General features: G+C 62.4%; 21 protein-coding genes and 1 riboswitch. Of the genes, 8 read left to right on the forward strand and 13 right to left on the reverse strand.

Features of this window, described 5'->3' with window-relative positions:
* Positions 1 to 10: 10 nt before the first annotated feature.
* From B2S33_RS18585 to B2S33_RS18610, 6 genes are all read right to left on the reverse strand, one after another.
* Entirely contained in the window at positions 11 to 208 is a 198-nt protein-coding gene (locus tag B2S33_RS18585; protein WP_028687524.1) for a hypothetical protein, read from the reverse strand.
* 60 nt (positions 209 to 268) lie between these two features.
* Complete coding sequence (locus tag B2S33_RS18590; RefSeq protein WP_028687523.1) at positions 269 to 442, reverse strand: general stress protein; 174 nt, start codon at positions 440 to 442, stop codon at positions 269 to 271.
* Between the two features lie 147 nt (positions 443 to 589).
* Positions 590 to 1,873 (reverse strand): NTP/NDP exchange transporter, encoded by a 1,284-nt coding sequence (locus tag B2S33_RS18595; RefSeq protein WP_288650825.1) that lies wholly within the window; start codon positions 1,871 to 1,873, stop codon positions 590 to 592.
* Between the two features lie 4 nt (positions 1,874 to 1,877).
* A complete protein-coding gene (locus B2S33_RS18600) occupies positions 1,878 to 2,786 on the reverse strand; it encodes an aldo/keto reductase (protein WP_027915607.1) in 909 nt (302 codons plus the stop codon).
* Positions 2,787 to 2,868: 82 nt separating this feature from the next.
* On the reverse strand, positions 2,869 to 3,756 hold the full coding sequence (locus tag B2S33_RS18605; protein ID WP_027915608.1) for a Dyp-type peroxidase: 888 nt from the start codon (positions 3,754 to 3,756) through the stop codon (positions 2,869 to 2,871).
* A gap of 125 nt (positions 3,757 to 3,881) precedes the next feature.
* Positions 3,882 to 4,352, reverse strand: a complete 471-nt coding sequence (locus B2S33_RS18610; protein WP_027915609.1) for a sterol desaturase family protein — start codon at positions 4,350 to 4,352, stop codon at positions 3,882 to 3,884.
* A gap of 394 nt (positions 4,353 to 4,746) precedes the next feature.
* Here B2S33_RS18610 and B2S33_RS18615 point away from each other — a divergent pair, with 394 nt between their 5' ends.
* A complete protein-coding gene (locus B2S33_RS18615) occupies positions 4,747 to 5,442 on the forward strand; it encodes an MgtC/SapB family protein (RefSeq protein ID WP_059184010.1) in 696 nt (231 codons plus the stop codon).
* An 18-nt stretch (positions 5,443 to 5,460) separates the two neighbouring features.
* Here the strand turns inward: B2S33_RS18615 and B2S33_RS18620 are convergent, their stop codons facing one another.
* Positions 5,461 to 7,041, reverse strand: a complete 1,581-nt coding sequence (locus B2S33_RS18620; RefSeq protein ID WP_280077821.1) for a sensor domain-containing diguanylate cyclase — start codon at positions 7,039 to 7,041, stop codon at positions 5,461 to 5,463.
* Positions 7,042 to 7,181: 140 nt separating this feature from the next.
* Here B2S33_RS18620 and B2S33_RS18625 point away from each other — a divergent pair, with 140 nt between their 5' ends.
* Positions 7,182 to 7,682, forward strand: a complete 501-nt coding sequence (locus B2S33_RS18625) for a DUF4142 domain-containing protein (RefSeq protein WP_280077822.1) — start codon at positions 7,182 to 7,184, stop codon at positions 7,680 to 7,682.
* A gap of 7 nt (positions 7,683 to 7,689) precedes the next feature.
* On the forward strand, positions 7,690 to 7,959 hold the full coding sequence (locus tag B2S33_RS18630) for a hypothetical protein (RefSeq protein ID WP_059184013.1): 270 nt from the start codon (positions 7,690 to 7,692) through the stop codon (positions 7,957 to 7,959).
* Between the two features lie 100 nt (positions 7,960 to 8,059).
* Here the strand turns inward: B2S33_RS18630 and B2S33_RS18635 are convergent, their stop codons facing one another.
* Entirely contained in the window at positions 8,060 to 8,230 is a 171-nt protein-coding gene (locus B2S33_RS18635; protein ID WP_165919237.1) for a DUF6021 family protein, read from the reverse strand.
* Positions 8,231 to 8,283: 53 nt separating this feature from the next.
* Complete coding sequence (locus B2S33_RS18640; RefSeq protein ID WP_027915614.1) at positions 8,284 to 9,273, reverse strand: DNA-binding protein; 990 nt, start codon at positions 9,271 to 9,273, stop codon at positions 8,284 to 8,286.
* A 258-nt stretch (positions 9,274 to 9,531) separates the two neighbouring features.
* On the opposite strand from B2S33_RS18640, the gene B2S33_RS18645 reads away from it, so the two are divergent.
* From B2S33_RS18645 to B2S33_RS18655, 3 genes are all read left to right on the forward strand, one after another.
* Positions 9,532 to 10,137, forward strand: a complete 606-nt coding sequence (locus B2S33_RS18645; RefSeq protein WP_288650829.1) for a helix-turn-helix transcriptional regulator — start codon at positions 9,532 to 9,534, stop codon at positions 10,135 to 10,137.
* A gap of 102 nt (positions 10,138 to 10,239) precedes the next feature.
* Positions 10,240 to 11,235, forward strand: a complete 996-nt coding sequence (locus B2S33_RS18650) for a threonine/serine dehydratase (RefSeq protein ID WP_033695114.1) — start codon at positions 10,240 to 10,242, stop codon at positions 11,233 to 11,235.
* Positions 11,232 to 12,179 carry an ornithine cyclodeaminase family protein gene (locus B2S33_RS18655; RefSeq protein WP_288650831.1) on the forward strand — a complete coding sequence of 316 codons (948 nt, stop codon included), beginning with the start codon at positions 11,232 to 11,234 and terminating at the stop codon, positions 12,177 to 12,179. Before B2S33_RS18650 ends, B2S33_RS18655 begins: the two co-directional genes overlap by 4 nt.
* An 11-nt stretch (positions 12,180 to 12,190) precedes the next feature.
* On the opposite strand, the gene codA is transcribed toward B2S33_RS18655, so the two are convergent.
* The 3 genes from codA to B2S33_RS18670 all read right to left on the reverse strand — a co-directional run bounded on the left by codA (position 12,191) and on the right by B2S33_RS18670 (position 14,878).
* A complete protein-coding gene (gene codA, locus B2S33_RS18660; protein WP_027915618.1) occupies positions 12,191 to 13,432 on the reverse strand; it encodes a cytosine deaminase in 1,242 nt (413 codons plus the stop codon).
* 139 nt (positions 13,433 to 13,571) lie between these two features.
* Positions 13,572 to 14,234, reverse strand: coding sequence for a thiaminase II (tenA, locus tag B2S33_RS18665; protein WP_049695966.1), 663 nt, complete (start codon positions 14,232 to 14,234; stop codon positions 13,572 to 13,574).
* Positions 14,231 to 14,878: a TenA family protein gene (locus B2S33_RS18670; RefSeq protein ID WP_027915620.1), complete on the reverse strand. Its 648-nt coding sequence runs from the start codon at positions 14,876 to 14,878 to the stop codon at positions 14,231 to 14,233. The genes tenA and B2S33_RS18670 overlap by 4 nt, the downstream gene beginning before the upstream one ends.
* 82 nt (positions 14,879 to 14,960) lie before the next feature.
* Positions 14,961 to 15,077, reverse strand: a riboswitch (TPP riboswitch).
* A 134-nt stretch (positions 15,078 to 15,211) separates the two neighbouring features.
* Here B2S33_RS18670 and B2S33_RS18675 point away from each other — a divergent pair.
* Entirely contained in the window at positions 15,212 to 17,299 is a 2,088-nt protein-coding gene (locus B2S33_RS18675; RefSeq protein WP_288650834.1) for a putative bifunctional diguanylate cyclase/phosphodiesterase, read from the forward strand.
* 62 nt (positions 17,300 to 17,361) lie between these two features.
* Entirely contained in the window at positions 17,362 to 18,348 is a 987-nt protein-coding gene (locus B2S33_RS18680; RefSeq protein ID WP_146251883.1) for a site-specific integrase, read from the forward strand.
* 18 nt (positions 18,349 to 18,366) lie between these two features.
* Here B2S33_RS18680 and B2S33_RS18685 read toward each other — a convergent pair.
* Positions 18,367 to 19,298, reverse strand: a 932-nt coding sequence (locus tag B2S33_RS18685; protein WP_288650837.1) for a glycerate kinase, incomplete at its 5' end; no start/stop codon positions are given.

Below are 19,298 nucleotides of genomic sequence, written 5' to 3' on the forward strand. Positions count from 1 at the left end.
CGTGCGCGTATTATTGATTGGCTTTCTGCCCTGTCATCGGCTCAGGGGCTGGCGCAGAACGGGGTGCAGCGTTTTCATCGGGTTTTTGCATCTGCAAGGACGGCTTGCTGGCATCGGAATCCTTGCCGGGGTGATTATTGTCGCGGTCAAAACAACCGCCGACGATGGTCAAGGCGCCCATCAGTGTGATCAGTGGGAATGTGCGCATGGCCGGCTCCTTGCTCGAGTAAACGCAGTGCCAGGCGGGCCTGGCACTGCAAGGCTTCACTTATGACTTGCCGCCTCTGCGGCCCGACTCGCTGGAGTGGCCAGCGTTTGCTTGGCCCCCCTTCTTGCCGGCTTCGGAAGCCTTCTCGCGGTCATTGGCGAAGTTGCCCGAATTTTTGCTACCGCCTTGGCTGCCCTGCTGGTTACCGCTACGGCTATTGTCTTTAGTGGCCATGATCTGAAACCTCTTATGACTTCGGAATGCACGGCGCCAATGCCGTACATGAATTGGGAGTCCGGACGTCCGCCAGGATTCGCATTATCGAGAAGGCTTCGGACAAACGGCGTTAAACAAGGGTATGCCCAATAGTTCGCGTCCCCGTCACCGGCCTGGCGTTTTGTCCCATCGGCCCTGCTGGCCACCTAGCCAATGACCGGTTGCGGCCCAGCTAACGGCGAGTGTCGCCCCGATCAACATGGCCACTTGTGGATGGTCCCCGATAAGGTCCAGGCCCCGCTTTATCCAACCGCTGACCGCGTCACCGCCTCGATACACCACGGTGTCGATGAAGTTCTTGGCCTTGTATTTGTCTTCGGCGCTGACCACCGTGAACAGCATCTCGCGTCCTGGCCGTACCAGGGCGTACTCGCCGGCACGCCGTACGACCATCACGATGACGAACAAAACGAAGACAGGTGACAAGGCCAAACATACGAACCCAGCGGCCATGACCAGGGGCACTGCGACCAGCAATACCCTCACACCCAGGCGTCGGGCGAGTCGACCGGTGAGAAACAGCTGCGTCAGAATAGCCAGTGCCTGAACGATTGCATCTATGGCGCCGAACACCTGCGTCTGGCGAGTGCGGTCGGTAAAGGTTTCACTGACGATGCGGGCCTGTTCGAAATAGAGGAATGTACTGACACTAGCCAGCAGCACGACGAACACGGCGATCCCGAGCAAATACGGCGTACGCATCACCGCCGCTGCGCCTGAAAACGGATTGCCACCCAGCGCGCGGCCTTCATGGGGGGCTTCGCGGGTCGGTAGAGGGTTAGTCGTACGCCAATGCTGCAACACCCAGGCGGCCAGTACGCTGCCCAGCAGCAGTATCGCCGCGAGCGTCAACAAACCGGGGTGTCCAAGAGGCGCCACCAGCAGTGTGCCGAGCAGCGGCCCGCTCAGCCCGCCCAGGCTTGCTCCTGCTGCCATTACACCGAACAGGCGCTTGCCTTGCTCGGTGCTGAACAGGTCGGCAAGCACACTCCAGGCCAGTGAGATACTCAGTAGATTGAATACCGACAACCAGATATAAAACGCTCGTGCCACCCAAGGCCCGTCGGGGTGGCGTGCCAGCAACGCGGCAAAGGCGAGCAAGTTGCAGATGAAGAAGCCATAGGTCCAAGGCAGTATGTACCGGCGTCGTACACGGGAGGCCAGCCAGCCAAACACAGGCAGGCATACCACAGTGGCGATGAAGGTACCGGTGAACAGCCATTGCAGGTTTTCGACACCACCGGCAACGCCCATGGTTTCACGTACGGGCCGCAGCATGAAATAACCCGTGAACAGCATGAAGAACAGCAGGCTGCCTGCCAGAACGGCTGGCGCCTCCCCGGGCCGCATGTCCAGCATCCGCTGCAGGCGCTGCCGCCACGTCACCATGATGTCAGGAGAACTGCTCGATGAGCGCTTGCTGCTGCGCTTGGGTCAGCAACGGGCCCTGCCCTGCCTTGAGCTGGTCCAGTTGACGGTCCAGTCGGCCAGTAGCCGGTATGACGGCGGTGACCGCCGGGTGGCTGAGGGCGAACTTCAGGAACAGCTGTGCCCAGCTACCGATGCCCTGCTCCTGTGCCCATTCTGGAAGCGCGCGGTCCTTGACCGTGGCGAACAGACGACCGTCATCGAAGGCGCGGTTGATCAGCACCGCCACACCCTTGTCACGGCACAGGGGAAGAAGCTCACGCGCAGCGCCGGGGGCATTGACCGCGTAGTTGATCTGGATGAAGTCCAGGGCCTGGCTGCGCACGATTGCGGCCACTTCATCGTGCCCAGCGTTCAGATAGTGGGTAATGCCCACATACCGCGTCTTGCCCTGTTGCTTGAGTTCACGTGCATAAGGTAACTGCTGCTGCCAGTCACGCAAGTTGTGCACCTGTAGCAGGTCCACGCTGTCCGTGCGCAGGCTGCGCAGCGTGCCGGCCCATTGGGCCTGGGCATCTGCGCGGCTGTTGGCGGCGATCTTGGTGGCAATGAAGCACTGGCGGTGCCACCCGCCTTCGTCGAGCAACTGCCCCAGGATACTGTCTGCTCCGCCATAATTGGGAGAGGTGTCGATCACCCGCCCGCCACCTGCGAAGAAGGCTTCAAGCGCTTGATACAGCTGCCGATAGTCCGCTGAGCCTGCCGCGACTTCGAAGCTGCCTGACGTGCCAGCGCCGATCACCGGCAGTCGCTCATCCGTTGACGGGATGGGGCGCGACAGCATGCTCGCCGGTGCAGCTGCGCTCAGCCAGGGACTGGCGGCCAGCAGACCGATCGCAGCGCCTGCACGTAGGACTTCCCGACGTCCATACATAGGAACTCTCCGGTAACACAGCGGAAATATCCAATGCTAGTTCTTCATAGACGCCTTGCGATCATCTTGTGTATCTGGATGTTTAACGCTCAGCCTGCAACAGCAGGCGCAGATCCACAACATCGTGCGTCATCGGCGGGCACCAGTAATAGCCTCCGGTTAGCGGGCGGGTGAACTGATACAGAGCATCGATCACACCGTCTTCCATCCCACTCATGCGGCGCAACTGGACCTCGAACGAGGTGAAAGACGTACCCAAGGCCACAAATGCCAGTCCCGCACCGCGGGTGTCAGCCCAGGAAACCGAGCGACGCACCATGAAAGCTTCGGGCGCGTAGCTTTCCTGGGCAGTACGCTTCACATGCGCTGACTCGGGCGCATCATCCAGCTCTTCGTTGTCGCTGAGGCGACGGCCGATGATGTTGTCCTGCACCTGCTGAGGCAGCGATTTGAAATACTGCATGTCGTGCTTCCACAGCTGAAATGCGGCGAAGCTCGACCCCTGCAACCCTGGCGCACCTTCACCCAGGATGGCGGCCTCGATGGCGTCATCGCCACTGGGGTTTTCCGTGCCGTCTTCGTAGCCGGTCAGATCCCGGCCGCCTTGGTGAAGGAAACCATCAACGTGATCAACCAGCGCGAACGCCGGGCTTAGAAGGCGCTCCAGCGCCTGGGCCTGCAGATACAGGTCCCCGCGTTCGTCACCCCGCAACCATAGCCACAGCGCGTGCTGGGTACTGGGGTTCTCGACCGCGGCGTCCAGCAGCGGGAACGGGGTCAGGCCTTCGACGTGAGCGTTCAGCGCTTTTGCCAACGGCGCGCCCACACCCAGTGTCACGCGCAGGCCGTCGACATGGCCCAGCAAGGCGTCTAACGCCGCAGGCACGGCCTCGGTTGACTCGATGGAAAAGAACAGGTGACGCGCGTGCACCGGCACGGGCGTGGCAAGCAGACCTTGCTGATACGACATGAAGAGCGAGTCCTGGGCTGAAAAGCGCGCATGCTACTGCGCAGACCCAGACAGTGCAATGTATGCCCGGATCGGTAGGATCGCGGGGGAACTCGCTCAGCTAAAGCGCCTGTGCGCGTGAGATCTCAGTGACCGGCGTCCCTGTTGCGCCGCAGCTCGCGCACCAGGCGCTTTAGCGGAGGTGCGTAGAAAAAACCGAACGACACACCACCCTCGCGCCCTTTGACGGCATGGTGCAACCGATGGGCGCGGTGTAAGCGCGTCAGGTAGCGCCCCACCGGGCGCATCTTGCGCGGCCAATGACGGTGAAAAAAGCCATCATGCGCAATCACGTACAGCGCGCCGTAAGCCGCCACCCCGCCTCCGACCCATTGCAATGGCGCGTGCCCGGCCTTGCCAACCGCCACCAGTGCCAGCGAAATGACCGCCAGTGCCAGCAGGTAAACGTCGTTGGTTTCAAGCACGCCCAGGTGGGGTTCGTGGTGCGAGCGATGTAGCCACCAGCCCCAGCCATGCATGATGTACTTGTGCGCCAAGGTGCCGACACCCTCCATGGCCACCAGTGTGCCCAGCAGGACGAGGATATTGAACAGCATGAATCAGCCCGCGACGGTCCGTAAAAAGCAAAAGGTTAACCATTGAACGTGGATTTTTCCATCGTACCCGCCGGCTTGTCAGGCTTTTCCGGATGAAGCCATTGTCATGTTTTTACCCTTGACCTGATCAAGGGTCGGGCTTATCGTCCGCGCCGCACTTTTGCATTCATCAACAGGAGCCCTGCATTGGACACTAGCCCCAGTCGCTTGCGACAGGCCCACGCAGCGCGCTAGCCAGTCAGTCTCCCATGCTGCCTGGCCGAGTTGCCAAGGTAGCCGATGCACAGCATCGCCCCCTCCTTTCCCGTGGTCCTTTCGCATCTCTGGTTGTTACCACCGCGCCCTCCTGAGTGATGGCGTTGAAGCGGGCCTGTGCCCGCGGAAGAGGTTTGTTATGGATTGGAACGTATTCTTGCTGCGTGTCAGCACCGCCCTGCTGCTAGGGGCCTTGATCGGCGCCGAGCGTCAACTGCGTCAGCGCTTGACTGGCCTGCGCACCAATGGCCTGGTCAGCACGGGTGCCTGCCTGTTCGTGCTGATGACCCAGACGGTCCCGGGCATGGCACCTACCGATGCCTCCCGGGTGGCGGCCTATGTGGTGTCGGGCATCGGTTTTCTGGGCGGCGGCGTCATCATGCGTGACGGCTTCAACGTGCGTGGGCTGAACACCGCCGCAACGCTATGGTGCACCGCGGCCATTGGCGTGTTGTGCAGCTTGGGGCTGCTGCTCGAAGCAACCTTGGGTGCAGTGGTCGTGCTGTGCGCCAACATCTTGCTGCGCGATATTGCCCAGCGCCTCGACCGCCAGGAGGTGGTGCCTGCCACGGAGGTGGAGCAGCAGTTCGAGGTGCGTATCGTCTGTCGAGCCCAGGATGAAATTCAGGTCCGCAGCTTGATGCTGCACAGCTTCGGCGAGACTCAACTGCGCCTGCAGTCCTTGCATAGCGAGGACTTGGCAGACCCGGCCCGGCTGGAGGTGCGCGCCCAGCTACTGGGTACCTCACAGGCGCCAGCCCAGTTGGAGCGGCTGGTCAGCCGGGTCAGCTTGGAGAAAGGCGTCAGTTCGGTACGTTGGCAACTTCAGGCGTGAGGCCAGTGCCTGCCGGGGCTAGGCCGGGCTGCCCGCATCCCCATGCCGTACTTCAGGATCAGCAACCGCGTAGCGGTCCCGGCCCTGGCGCTTGGCTTCATACAGGGCCGCATCTGCCGCTTCCAATAGCTGCTGCGCACTCTGTTCACTGCGCGCGGGTTCCGCCACCGCAATACCCGCACTGAATGAAACAATCCCAAGTGGGCTGCCCGCATGCACCATCATCTCCTTGCGCAGGGCTTGCTGCAGCGACTCGACAAACGCCTTCGCTCCCCGTACATCCGTGTCGGGCAACAGCAAGGTAAATTCCTCGCCCCCGTAGCGTACCGCCAGGTCTGCCGGACGCTGGGCAGCCTGGCGCAGCAGTTCGCCAACGCGCTGCAGGCACTGATCGCCTGCCCCATGTCCGTAACGGTCGTTGTAGGCCTTGAAGTGATCCAGGTCGAGCATCACCACGCACACTGGGTACGCCTGTCGTCGGGCACGGCGCAGCTCGGCCTCGAACACCGCGTCCAACCTGCGACGATTGCCCAACCCTGTCAGGCTGTCGGTCAAGGCGAGGGTCTTGAGCGTCTGGTGTGCCTGGTGCAGGGCGCGCTCGATCACGATGCGTTCGCGCACCTGGCGCAGGACCACCCAACCGAACAACGCAAGGACCATGACCAGCACCAGTAACACGAGCAGCGATTTGATCGCGTCCTGGCGCCAGGGGGCGATGATCGACTCGCGAGAAAGGCCCGCTTCGACCACCAGTGGGTAGCTGGCCAAGGCTCGGTAGGCATACAGGCGCGGCGTGCCGTCGACAACGGCTACCGCTTCGACCAACCCCTGGGGAGCGTATGGCAGGTGGTGTTTGAAAATGTCGCTGTTGGCCAGGTTGCGTTCAAGCAGCGGCTCGACGAATGGACGCCGCACCAAAATCGTACCGTCGCGCTTGGCCAACACCAGCGCACCTCGCTCGTCGATCTTGAATTCTCCGTAGTAACGCACGAACCAGTCGACCTTGATGGTGCCAAGCAGTACCCCCGCAAAACGTCCATCCGGGTAATTCAGACGCCTTGAAATAGGTACGATCAGGTCACCCGTCGAGCGGCTGCGCACCACTGCACCGATACGAATGGCGCTGTCAGGATGGTCGCGGTGATAGATGAAGTAATCACGGTCGCCATTGTTAGCAGCTGGTGGCGTTGCCGACCGGTCCGTGACGAGCCAGCGACCGTGGCTGTCGTAGATGAACAGGCCGTGAAGTTGCGGAATGATGCGTACTTGCTGGCTGAGCAGCCCATGCAGGCGCTTGCGATCCAAGTGCTCGAACCCATCGCCCTCCACCCGCTCCACCAGCGCCGCGCTGATTGAATCGACCTGGCGAATGGCGTCCTCGGCATGCTGTGCGGTGGCCTGGGCCAGATTGGTCACCATGTTCGCGGCATTGTGGAACGCGTCCCGGTAATCACGCCAGATTCGCCAGCCCTCTACGGCTGCGAACGTCGTCATGACCACCAACATGAACGCCAGCACCAGGCGAAACAGGGCCACCGCTCGCCCCTGGCCCGCCAGCGCAAGGGCTGTCTCTTCGTCGGTCTGCCTGGCGCTTCGCATGCACATCCCCTGCACGTTCTTCGTCAACGCAGTTGACCACTACCACACCCTGATGATGCAAAAAAGATGAAACCTTTGGCCTGCGCGCGCCCTCAACAGTACGCGACACTGATGTCGCGCCATCGTTTAAGGAGTGAAACATGAGCAATCTCTTCATCAAGCGCGTCGGCCTTTCCATGGTGCTGGGCATGGCTTCGGTTCACGCCTTTGCTGCTAGCTCGGACGACTTCGTAGACGCGGCTACCGAAGCCGGCATCGCAGAGATCGTGACCGGTAAGCTTGCCCTGGAAAAGAGCCAGAACACTGAGATCAAGACCTTTGCCCAGCATATGGTGACCGACCATACCAAGGCCAACCAGGAGCTGGCAGACATCGCGAAAAAGCTGGACATCTCGGTACCCGATGACGCGGCCATCACCGACAAAGTGAAGAAAGTGATTCTGGAATGGCGTGACGAGTCCTTCGACAAGTCCTACGTGAACAATCAAGTCGATGCTCACGAGAAAACCGTCGAACTGTTCAAGAAGGAAGCCGCTTCTTCGGACAAGGCTGAGCTCAAGGCATTCGCTGCCAAGACCTTGCCTACCCTTGAAAAGCACCTGGAAGAAGCCAAGGCACTGCAAACCCATCACGGCAAGTGAGGCAAGCATGAGTAACGACGCACTGAAAAGCGAAATTCTGACTCGACTCAACCATGCTCACCCTCATGGCCTGGGCAAGGAGCTGCTGGACAACTACCGCGGTGAAAAAGCCGTGGCCGGCATGCTGAAATCGCTGCAGGACGATGGCCTGATCCACGATGGTAGCGTAAGTGTCGATGCTGATCATGAGGTGACGCTCAACTACCCGATCAAGCTCTCGGCCAAGGGTGTCGAGGCGGCCAAGCAGGCTGAAGGGGACAAACAGGCGCAAGCCTGACGTTCACTGGTCACCGCCGACAAAGCCCGCCCTGATATGGACGCATCATGTAAAAGGCCCTGATCTTAGCGACCAGGGCCTTTTGTTTGGTACGTGTCTTTCAGGTGTTCTTCTCTACATCCCGTGGCGGTTTAGCGGGGCCTTGCGGGTCCACCTGAGGATCATCGAGGTCAGGAGAGTCAGGGTCAAAGCCAAGATCATCCGGTTTCTCGGCATCGTCAGTCGAGTGAGGCCCGTGCTGCGTGCCGTGGGTTGTGCCTTGTTCGCTCATGCGGTCTTCTCCAAATGGCTGTCTAGGGAAGAAAGCCGGTGCGCCAGAAAGTTTTATTTATCTTCGCCATCCCGTAGCTGGTCTTGACACAGGCGCAGCGACGCTTGGTTCTCGGCCAACGCCCGCTCCAGCGCTTCAAGCTTGAGCGCCTGGTCCCGACACGACGCCCTACTGTCCTCCAGCACTCTGGCCTGCACATCCAGTTGGCGGCGTAGCTCGTCGCTCCCCCCCTGGGCCTGCGCCAGCATCGTGCGCAAGCCTTGGATCTGGGCGTCGCGCTGCTCAAGCAGCTGCTCCTGAGCCCGCCGTTCGTTGCTCGCCTGGCGGTTCTCGCCCAGCAGGCGCTCGTTATCACGGTGCAGGCGAGTGAGCTCGTCTTGCTTGACGATCATGGCCTGCTGTAACTGCCGTACCTCGACCTGCATCTGCTGCAGTTGAGCCTCGTGACGACGCTGCTCGTGCTCGCGCTGCTCGCGGCTTGCAGTGCGGTAGTGCTCAAGCGCATCGCGGGCGTGCCGGTGCTTGTCTTCCAGGGATTTGACCTGCTCATCCTTATCTGCAAGGCGCACCTGCAGTTCCCCCAAGGACTGGTTGAGGCTGGCGCTGCGCAGCTGCTCAGCCTGCAGCGTACTGAGGGTGCTGCTGAGTTTCTCCGATTCCGCGCGCAAGGCGGCTGCATCGATTTCGTGCTGTTGTTCAGCCGCTGCAAGCGCTTGCTGGGCTTTCGCCAAGGCCACTTCGAGCGCTTCACGCTGCTCGGTGAACACGCTTTCAGCGCGCTCGATCACCAAGTCCGCTTCGTCTTGCAGCTGCGTCGCCAACTGCCCTACCAGGCGGCTTAGCACCTCGCTGATTGGCGCGCCGCCCTCGGAGGGCATTGGTTGCTGACCGTTGAGCTCCTTGAGGTAGCGGTGAATGGTGGTTTTCGAGCCCGTGTTGCCTAGCTCGATGCGGATGGCATCGATACTGGGGTTCTCCCCCCTTGCGATCAGTGCCTGCCTGGCCTGTTGCACAACCACCTTGTTGATCCCGCCACGTGCCATACGCGCTCCTACGATTTCGTAATGTTGTATGTACTATGTAATTACATACTGATTTTGTTAGTTATTAGCCGGAAACACAAGACCTAGCTAACATGGAATAATCACGGCTTATCGAATGTGATACCGATTTTCAGCCCATCTTGAGCGTAATCAGCGCAGGTTGGCGTACACCCTGTGCTCGCGTGCCATACGGCGCCTTGTGCGAGCGAGCTCCCAGGGCCACCATAAGCGCTTCCTAAAAATGCACAGTGGTCCCGCATGTCGCTCGAGAACTACCAGGCCATCGCCGAAAGCATCGCCCTGCTGCTATATCCACACGCTGAAGTCGTCGTCCATGACCTGCAGACCCAGACGGTGGTGCATATCGCCAACAACATCTCCAAGCGAAGCTTGGGTGATGACTCGGCGATCGCCGAGGATCTGGGCGACCTGCTCGGCGGTGCCAAGCTGGGCCCTTATGAAAAGTTGAACTGGAACGGTCAGAAGGTCCGCTCCATCAGTACGGTCTTGCGTGATGAGCAAGGTGACGCGCGGCACTTGTTGTGCATCAACCTAGACCTGTCGGTGCTTGAAAACGCCCGCCAAGCGTTGGAAGCGTTCTTTCAGATGGGGCGCTTGGTCGAGCAGCCCCAGGCGCTGTTTCGTGATGACTGGCAGGAGCGCATCAATACCTTCATGCATGGCTGGCTCAAGGCGCGCACGTTGTCTCTGCAGACACTGCAGATGAAGGACAAGCGCAGTCTTGTTCAGGCTTTGCACGCCGAAGGCGCATTCGAAGGCCGAACTGGCGTGGACTATGTGGCCAATGTGCTGAACATGGGACGTGCGACGGTTTACAAATACCTGAAGGCGCTCAAGGCATGACGAATTTGATGCCGAGGCCTGCTCCGCGCTAAAAGAAGTGTTTGCAAGACTATAGACAACAGGTCTACCGTAGACGAAAATTCCATACGGAACCTGAAACTCATGTCCAATCCTGCAACGCCAACCGTTTGCGAAACTGACCTCGATGCTCTGTTCGAGGCAATCAAGCATGCTCATGCCGCATTGCGGCCAGCCGTGAGCACTACCCCGCTGACGCGCAGCCAGCCTCTATCGGCAACGACTGGCGTGGACGTATGGCTCAAGTGCGAACACCTGCAACCCACAGGTTCCTTCAAGTTTCGCGGGGCCAGCAATAAAGTCAGGCTTTTGCCAGAAAGTGCACGTGAACACGGCGTCATCGCCGCCTCGTCCGGCAACCACGGCCAGGCGCTGGCCCTGGCCGGCAAGACCGCCGGGGTTCCGGTGACCCTCTACACCACCACGACGGCGTCCACCTATAAAGTCGAAGCCATGCGCAACCTCGGCGCTGAAGTGATCTGCCTGCCGACCGACCCCTTGAGCGCGGAACTGGAAGCGGCCAGGCAAGCCCAGGCCAAGGGTGTGCCTTTCGTATCGCCCTATAACGATCTGCAGGTGATCGCCGGCCAGGGCACCATCGGTATGGAGCTGTTCGAGCAGGCGCCGGACCTGGACGCCGTGTTCGTCGCGGTGGGGGGTGGCGGCATGATCGCCGGCATCGGCGCTGCCCTGCGTACCCTGGCACCGGGTGTCGATATCATCGGCTGCTGGCCCGAGAATGATCCAGCCCTCGAGCAGTCGCTCAAGGCCGGCAAGATCGTCGAGGTCCCTGCCAGCGCCACGCTGTCCGACGGCACGGCGGGCGGTGTCGAGCCCGGCGCCATCACCCTGCCCCTGTGCAAGGCCTTGCTCACCGACACCGTATTGGTCAGCGAAGCGCAAATACGCGCCGCCATGCGCGACATCGCCAGTAGCGAGCGCTGGATCATCGAAGGCGCGGCAGCTGTCGCCGTGGCCGCCATGAAAAAATGCGCGCACCGATACCAGGGCAAGCGTGTGGCCGTGGTGCTGTGTGGGCGTAACATCGCCTTGGATACCTTCCTCGAGGCCGTGAAATGAAGCTGATCGCCAAGCCCCAGATCCTGACGAGCCTGGACACCGAGCGAGCACTGAGGGCTATCGAAGAGGGTTTTATCGCCTATTCCGCTGGCAACGTCCAGGTACCGCCCGTGCAAGCATTCACCTTCGCCGAAACCAACGGGGATTGCTGCATCAAGTCAGCCTACAAAGCCGGCAGCCCCACGTTCACTGTCAAAGTGTCCACCGGCTTTTACGACAACCCGTCCAACGGCTTGCCGAGCAACGACGGGCTGATGATGGTCTTTTCGGCCCACACCGGCCAGCCGCTGGCCCTGCTCCAGGACCAAGGCTGGCTCACGGCGATGCGCACAGCACTGGCGGGGCGGATCGCGGCACGGCTGCTCGCGCCGTCTCAGGTCAAGGCCATCGGCATACTGGGCACAGGCATGCAGGCCAGGATGCAATTGGCGCAGTTGCGCAGCGTCACCGACTGCCGCCAGGTGATCGTCTGGGGGCGTCACGCCGAGGCACTAGGTGCTTACATCGCGATGGCGCGAGGACTTGGCTTTACCGTGCGCAGTACACTGGATGCCGCAGAACTGGCCGGCCTTGCCAATCTCATCGTTTGCACCACCCCTTCGCGCCAGCCGCTGTTGCAGGCGCACTGGATACAACCAGGCACTCACATTACCGCTGTGGGTGCGGACGGGCCTGGCAAGCAAGAGCTGGACCCTGCGCTGGTCGCCAGGGCCGACCGCGTGGTCGTCGACTCCGTCACTCAGTGCACCCAGTACGGCGAAGTGTCCCATGCGATCGCAAAAGGCCTGATCACAGCTAGCCAACTGGTCGAACTTGGAACGCTGCTGGCAAGCCGAGACCATGGCCGGGAGTCTGATGACCAGATCACGTTGGCCGACCTGACCGGCGTCGCCATCCAGGATGCGCAGATCGCCGATTGTGTGCTGGCGGCCATCGGCGCCTGAAAGCGCCGGGTTCAAAATTCGCGCTGTACCTGCGCAGGCCGGCGCCGCATCAGTACCTTTCCATTGCGCACCGACACCAGCGCGTGGCCTTGGCTGCGCACCATCTCGTAGTCGTCCGGAGCCGAGAGCAGCAGCAGGTTCGCAGGGCGACCGGTCTCGATGCCATAGCCCTCACCCAGGTTCAAGGCGCGCGCACTGTTGTCGGTGATCAGGTCCAGGCAGCGCTGCAGGTCCTGATAGCCCAGCATGTGACAAATGTGCAGGCCCGCCTCCAGTACTCGCAGGATATTGCCGTTACCCAAGGGGTACCACGGATCGACGATCGAGTCCTGGCCGAAGCACACGTTCATGCCCGCGCGGTCGAGTTCGGCTACGCGGGTGACCCCGCGACGCTTCGGATAGGTGTCAAAGCGCCCCTGCAGATGAATACTCTCCGTGGGGCATGACACGAAGTTGATGCCTGACAGCTTCAGCAGCCGAAACAGCTTCGAGCAGTAGGCATTGTCGTACGAACCCATGGCCACGGTGTGGCTGGCAGTCACCCTTGCCCCCATCTGCCGGACCCGAGCATGTTCGGCCAGTACCTCCAGGAATCGCGACTGCGGGTCGTCGGTCTCGTCGCAGTGCACGTCCACCAGGCAGCCAGTGCGTTCTGCCAAATCCATCAGGAACTGGATCGACGACACACCCTGCTCACGGGTGTTCTCGAAATGGGGAATGCCGCCAACCACATCGGCGCCGATGGCCACCGCCTCGGTCATCAATGCGCGGCCATCAGGGTAGGATTCAATACCCTCCTGAGGAAAGGCAACGATCTGAAGGTCAACGTGATCACGCACTTCATCGCGGACCTCGACCATGGCCTTGAGTGCCACCAGGCCGGGCTCGGTAACGTCCACATGCGTGCGCACATGCTGGATCCCATGATCGACCAGCATGTCCAGGGTGGTCTTGGCCCGGGTCTTGATGTCTTCATGGGTGGTGCTCTGCTTGCGCTGGGCCCAGCGCTCGATCCCCTCGAACAACGTGCCACTCATGTTCCACTCAGGCTGCCCGGCCGTCAGGGTCGCGTCGAGGTGGATGTGGGGCTCGACGAAAGGTGGTACCACCAGGTTCTGGCCGGCATCCAGGTCAGCGCCGGCCACGGGCAGCACGCCCGCGTCCTGCGCGGTGATCGCGCCAATACGCTGGCCCGCCAGCTCGATGCGAAACAGGCCAGGCTTGCCACGCAGCCGTGCATTGATGATGTTCATGCTGTCCTTCCTCGTCCTGGATCGTATTCGAGCGCTGCGGGCCAGTCGCGGCGTTCATCCGCACCCAGCCCTTGTGCACCACAGCTTGCCAGCCAATGGCGCACGGAGCCAGTGGCGATCCAGGCATGGGGCTGCCCCGTCACGCCATGTCCAGACCCATCTGCCAGAAATCGGCCTCGAGCCGCGAAGCTTGGGCAAAGATCGCGGCCAGTTCGGCAAACCGCTGATCCGTCATGCTGCGGGCCGCCAATGAATCCAGATGGGTGCGTGCAGCTGCTGCGACGGCCTGGTAGCCGGCACCGGCGTATTCGCCGATCCACTCGCGATAGGGGTGCTCGGCCAGGTTGCCGATACGTGCGGCCAGGGACTGCCCGATCTCGGCGTAGCCGATTACACAGGGCGCCAGCGCCACGTGCAGCTCCAGCAAGTCGCCAGCAGCACCGCAGTCCAGTACATACCGCGTGTAGGCCACGGTGGCCGGATGCTCGGGGGCGGCCTCGATGTCAGCCTGGCTCAGGCCCCAGCGTGCGCACAAACGCACGTGCAGGTCGGTTTCGTCGAGAATCGCTGCGAGCCCCGCCTGAGCGGCACGGATATCGGCGGGCCGCCTGCTTTTGTAAGCCGCCAGCGCCCAGGCGCGGGCAAACTGAATGAGGAAGAGATAGTCCTGCACCAGATAGGCCCGAAATGCGGCTTCACTCAACGTACCATCGCCCATCTGCTGCACGAATGCATGGTCCACGTAACTGTGCCACTGCGGTGCAGCGGCCTGCTTGAGCCGATCGAAAATGTCCATGTTCATTGAGCCTCCGGGTAGATGGCGTCGAAGAAGGCCAGCTCCAACGCCACGGTGCGCTGGTGAAAGTCTTGCGCCACGGCGGCCTGCTGAGGGCCGACGCGATCCAGTTCGGCGTGCAGGAACGCCACGAAAGCCTGGAAATCCGCATTGTCGTGCAGGGTAATCCATTCGGCGTGGATGAAGCGCGGCGGCAGGGGCTTGGGCGCGCGCAGCGCCCAGTCCAGGTAAAGGCCTTCGGCGACGTTCAGCACTGCCAGCGCTGCGGCATACGAGCGGGTGGCGGCCGCTTCGCGCATGATGGCCTTGAAGGCCGCCGTGGGCACCGTGTCCATCGGCGCTTCACGCTGCGCCGGGCTGACACCCAGCGCCTGGAACGCCCGCAGAAAGTAGGTGTTCTCCTCGCTGCTGATCATGCCCGCGAATCGCCCCAAGCGCAGGCGCGCCTCGAAGGTGTCGGCACTGGCAATGGCGGCGCCCAGCAGCATCAGGAAGCTGTCCAGAAAGCGATGATCCTGGACCAGGTAGTCGATCATGATCGGGTCAGGCAGGCTGCCGTCACACAGTTGAGTCACGAAACGATGGCCCGTGGCGGCGGCCCATGTCGCCTCGCTCTGGCGGCGCAGGGTCTGGGTGAAACCTTCGGTCATGGCGCTGTCCTTGGTGGAGGTGGCAGCGAGACCTGGACAATCGTCATGAATGGGGTCTCGCCTTGAGACCGGCAGAAAGGCAGGTGGAATTGCACCCCATCCCTTCGCCGGCATTATCCGGATCAGGTTCGAAGGGTCACCGCGCTGCACCAGGCTCAGCGGTTTCTCAGCCCGTTATCGGGCTCCCCTTGGTAGCGGCAAGGTATACCCGACTTGACCCGCGGCTGTCATCTTTCGTGCAGGCATCGCTACAGGCTATTTGCCATTAGTCATGGCCCTGTCATGTTGCTGTCGTAGTGTCCGGGCCTCACCCAAGGCCGGGAAACACTGCAATTGACACGACGTTCACTCTCGTCGGCGAGCCTGCTCAGGCCTCTGATCCTGCTGCTGTGCGCTGCCTCGTTGGCCTTTCTGTGGGGGGTGCATGTTGCGCAGAAATCCACTGCTCGGCAGGACGCCCTGATCAACCGTGGCAGCGAACATCAGCGGCTGGCCAACCTGCTTGCCGAGAACGTCAGCCAATTGCTCGACCGTGCCCAAGCAGTTACCGACGGCGCAGCGTGTGCGACCGCCTCCCAGGTACTCAGGCCCTCGCCTGAGCAATCCAAAGCATGCACTACGTCGGTTGCAGTGCACCTCGCCGCCCAGCCCTTGGCGCAATTGCTGCAAGAAGTGGAGCTGGGCGACTCGACCCGCGTGAGTGTGTGGCAGGCCGACGGCACGGAAAGCCTTCGCTTTGGCGATCGCGGCTTGGTGCCGATCACTGCTGCCTTGCAGCCGCCACTGCCAACTGACGGCCCCCCTGCGGGCGTGCTGACCCAGTACCTGGAAGGTGACGCTTACCAGAGCGTATTCAAGCGCCGGCCCGAGCATGGCTTTACCCTCATCATTGGCCAGCGCGAGAACGAGATCACCGGGGCCGTCGACGCGGCCTATGCCCGGCAGTTCTGGCTGACCCTTGGCATGACGCTGATGATCCTGGCCAGCCTGGCTTGGACCCTGCGCCTGCTGCGCAAGCGTCAGGACGCCTTCACGGCGCTGGAGCAAGCCCAGCACATCAACCAGCAGCTGATCGGGCGCTTGGAGGATGCACACCGGCGCAGCAGTCATGCCGCCGCCACCGATCATCTCAGCGGCCTGCACAACCGTCGTCAATTCGTCGAAGTGGCAGGTGCTGCGCTGATCCATCAGCGTGGCAGGCGGCAACTGATGGCCATCCTTTTCATCGACATGGACCGCTTCAAGTCCATCAACGATTCGCTAGGCCACAAGGTCGGTGACCTGCTGTTGCAGGCCGTGGCCGGCCGCATCCAGCGCTTGCTCGAACCCGGCGATGAAGCCTCGCGCTTTGGTGGCGATGAGTTTGTCGTGCTGCTCGCAGGCGAGCGCAGCGAGGAGCAGATCGATGCCTGGGTACGCGAACTGGTGCGCAGGCTGTCGGCCACCTATGCCCTGGATGGCCAGGAGGTCAATACCAGTCCCAGTATCGGGGTCAGTATCTGCCCGCGCGATGGCCAGGACATCGACAGCCTGGTGCGCAGCGCTGACGCGGCCATGTATTCGGCCAAACAGGCAGGCCGCGCGCAGTACCGCTACTTCGACCCCTCCCTGAACGTGGCCGACATCCAGGCATTCACCCTGGAGCAAGCTTTTGGCACGGCACTGGCAGGCAGGCAATTCGTCCTGCATTACCAAGCGCAGATCGATCTCGATGACCACCAGGTCGCAGGCTATGAAGCGCTTGTGCGTTGGCAGCATCCGGAGTTCGGCCTGCTCTACCCCGACCGTTTCATCGCCCTGGCCGAACGCAGCGGCTTTATCGTCGAGCTGGGCTGGGAAGTGCTGCGCCTTGCCTGCGAGGCCTTGTCGGCCTGGCAGATGGAAGGCCGACTGGTCCGTCTGGCCGTCAACGTATCTGCCCTGCAGCTGCTTCAGCCTGACTTCGCCGCGCGTCTGCTCAGTCACCTGAGCGACCACGGCATTGCGCCCGAGCACCTGGAACTGGAGATCACCGAAACCACCATCCTCGACCCAGAGGGCCCGGCAATCGAGCATTTGCATCGCCTGCGCCAGGCAGGCATCGGGATCAGCCTGGACGACTTCGGCCGGGGCTATGCAGGCTTTGCCCATCTGCATGCACTGCCCCTGAGCAAGCTGAAGATTGATCGATCCCTGATCGCCTCGCTCTCCAACAGTCCGGACGACAGCCCCATCGTGGCCTCCACCATCATCCTGGCCAAGCGCCTGGGCCTGGTGGTGGTGGCCGAGGGCGTGGAGACCCGCGAGCAGGTCGTGTGCTTGCGCCTGGCGGGGTGCGATGTTGCCCAAGGCTATCATTTCAGTCGGCCCCTGTCCGCCGCGCAACTGCGTGACTACGCGCCCTTCAGGGGTGAGGCGCAGCCCCTCGCCGCGTTGCACTGAAGCCAGGCACTGAATGCAAGCCCCTGGCTAACCCTTGGTGCCAACACGCCTCAGGGGTTAAGGTGGTACCACTGCACCCACCCGCCGACGCCCGCACCATGACCGATATCGAGCGCTACCTGCGCGCCGCCACGCGTGACAACACCCGCCGCAGCTACCAGGCGGCAGTGGATCATTTCGAAACCCAATGGGGCGGTTTTCTACCGGCCACCGCCGAAAGCATCGCCCGATACCTGGCCGACCACGCCCAGCAGCATGCGGTCAGCACCCTGCGCCAGCGCCTGGCGGCCCTCAGCCAGTGGCACATCAGCCAAGGCTTCCCCGACCCCACCAAAGCGCCGGTGGTGCGCCAGGTACTGCGGGGCATCCGCACGCTTCATCCCACCCCGCCCAGGCAGGCAGCACCCTTGTTGCTGCAACATTTGCAAACGGCCGTGACCTGCTTCGAGCAAGAGGCCCGCCAAGCACAGGCAAGCCACGATGTGGCCGGGCTGCGCCGCGCCCGGCGCGACACGGCATTGCTGCTGATAGGGTTCTGGCGTGGCTTTCGCGGCGATGAACTGGCACGCTTGCGGGTCGAACACATCCAGGCCGAAGCGGGCGTGGGTATCACGCTGTTCGTGCCGCGCAGTAAAGGCGACCGCGAGGCACTGGGCGTACAGCATCGCACCCCTGCCCTCAAGGCACTGTGCCCGGTAACGGCCTACCTGCAATGGGTGCAGGTAGCCGGCATCGCCCACGGCCCCGTGTTCCGCAAGCTCGACCGCTGGGGCAACCTCGGTGACCAACCGCTCAACAGCAACAGCCTGGTGGGCCTGCTGCGGCGCATGTTGACCCGCGCCCAAGTGCCAGCAGCGCTGTATACCGGTCATTCACTGCGTCGCGGCTTTGCCACCTGGGCCAGCGCCAATGGCTGGGAGCTCAAGTCGCTCATGAGCTACGTGGGCTGGAAGGATGCCAAGTCCGCGCTGCGTTACATCGATTCGACGCAACGCTTCGGTGACCTGGCCCTGTTGCCCAGCGCACCCCTGCCGGTGCTGGCACCCTGAGCTGCGCCCTTTATTGGCTCAGACGCGCTTGACGCAGGCCCACAGCCGACCGATGTCGCATGCGCGGGCTTGAAGCAAGCGGGCGGTGTCGCGGCACGCCTGGTCCAAGGTCATGGGCCCATCCACTAGCGCAAAGGCGGCATCTACGCCATGAGCATACAGCTGCTGGTAGCCCTCGCCGAGCATGCCCGCCAGCACGATCACCGGCACGCCATGACGCTTGGCGACCCGGGCCACCCCCATCGGCGTCTTGCCGCGCAGGGTCTGGGCATCGAAGCGGCCTTCCCCGGTCACCACCAGGTCTGCGTCCCTGACATGAGCTTGCAGGCCCGCCAGTTCGGCCACCACTTCCACACCGGCTCGGAACTGGGCACCCATGAAGGCCCTGGCCGCAAAGCCCATGCCTCCGGCGGCGCCGCAACCTGGGTAATCGCGCACATCCTGGCCCAGCAAGCGGGCGCAGTGGTCGGCGAAGTGACCGAGCGCCTGGTCCAAGCCCTGAACCTGCTGCGCGCTGGCACCCTTCTGCGGCCCGAATATGGCCGATGCGCCTTGTGGGCCGCACAATGGGTTGTCGACATCGGCCGCCACTTCGAACTGCACGTGCGCCAGACGCGGGTCCAGCTGGCTGGCATCGAGCCGCGCCAGGTCACCCAGGGCCAGGCCACCCTCGGCCAATGGTTGATCGTCTGCATCCAGCAAACGCAGGCCCAAGGCGCGCAGCATGCCACTGCCAGCATCGTTGGTGGCACTGCCGCCGATCGCCAGCACCACGCGCTGCGCGCCAGCGTCGAGCGCCGCGGCAACCAGCTCGCCGGTGCCCCAGGTGCAACTGCGGCAAGCGTCGCGCTGCCCAGTGGGCACCTGTTGCAGGCCGCTGGCCTGGGCCATTTCGATGATTGCGGTGCGGCTCTGGGGCAGCCAGCCCCAGCCTGCCTCAACAGCCGTGC

Source organism: Pseudomonas sp. UBA5568, assembly GCF_002425525.1.
Lineage (GTDB): Bacteria > Pseudomonadota > Gammaproteobacteria > Pseudomonadales > Pseudomonadaceae > Aquipseudomonas > Aquipseudomonas fulva.

Coding starts and splice junctions, on each gene's coding strand:
- B2S33_RS18630 (WP_059184013.1), top strand. CDS start 7,690: ATGAGTAACGACGCACTGAAAAGCGAAATTCTGACTCGACTCAACCAT.
- B2S33_RS18585 (WP_028687524.1), bottom strand. CDS start 208: ATGCGCACATTCCCACTGATCACACTGATGGGCGCCTTGACCATCGTC.
- B2S33_RS18655 (WP_288650831.1), top strand. CDS start 11,232: ATGAAGCTGATCGCCAAGCCCCAGATCCTGACGAGCCTGGACACCGAG.
- B2S33_RS18645 (WP_288650829.1), top strand. CDS start 9,532: ATGTCGCTCGAGAACTACCAGGCCATCGCCGAAAGCATCGCCCTGCTG.
- tenA (WP_049695966.1), bottom strand. CDS start 14,234: ATGAACATGGACATTTTCGATCGGCTCAAGCAGGCCGCTGCACCGCAG.
- B2S33_RS18615 (WP_059184010.1), top strand. CDS start 4,747: ATGGATTGGAACGTATTCTTGCTGCGTGTCAGCACCGCCCTGCTGCTA.
- B2S33_RS18640 (WP_027915614.1), bottom strand. CDS start 9,273: ATGGCACGTGGCGGGATCAACAAGGTGGTTGTGCAACAGGCCAGGCAG.
- B2S33_RS18650 (WP_033695114.1), top strand. CDS start 10,240: ATGTCCAATCCTGCAACGCCAACCGTTTGCGAAACTGACCTCGATGCT.
- codA (WP_027915618.1), bottom strand. CDS start 13,432: ATGAACATCATCAATGCACGGCTGCGTGGCAAGCCTGGCCTGTTTCGC.
- B2S33_RS18610 (WP_027915609.1), bottom strand. CDS start 4,352: ATGCTGTTCAATATCCTCGTCCTGCTGGGCACACTGGTGGCCATGGAG.
- B2S33_RS18625 (WP_280077822.1), top strand. CDS start 7,182: ATGAGCAATCTCTTCATCAAGCGCGTCGGCCTTTCCATGGTGCTGGGC.
- B2S33_RS18595 (WP_288650825.1), bottom strand. CDS start 1,873: ATGGTGACGTGGCGGCAGCGCCTGCAGCGGATGCTGGACATGCGGCCC.
- B2S33_RS18590 (WP_028687523.1), bottom strand. CDS start 442: ATGGCCACTAAAGACAATAGCCGTAGCGGTAACCAGCAGGGCAGCCAA.
- B2S33_RS18670 (WP_027915620.1), bottom strand. CDS start 14,878: ATGACCGAAGGTTTCACCCAGACCCTGCGCCGCCAGAGCGAGGCGACA.
- B2S33_RS18620 (WP_280077821.1), bottom strand. CDS start 7,041: ATGCGAAGCGCCAGGCAGACCGACGAAGAGACAGCCCTTGCGCTGGCG.
- B2S33_RS18635 (WP_165919237.1), bottom strand. CDS start 8,230: ATGAGCGAACAAGGCACAACCCACGGCACGCAGCACGGGCCTCACTCG.
- B2S33_RS18605 (WP_027915608.1), bottom strand. CDS start 3,756: ATGTCGTATCAGCAAGGTCTGCTTGCCACGCCCGTGCCGGTGCACGCG.
- B2S33_RS18600 (WP_027915607.1), bottom strand. CDS start 2,786: ATGTATGGACGTCGGGAAGTCCTACGTGCAGGCGCTGCGATCGGTCTG.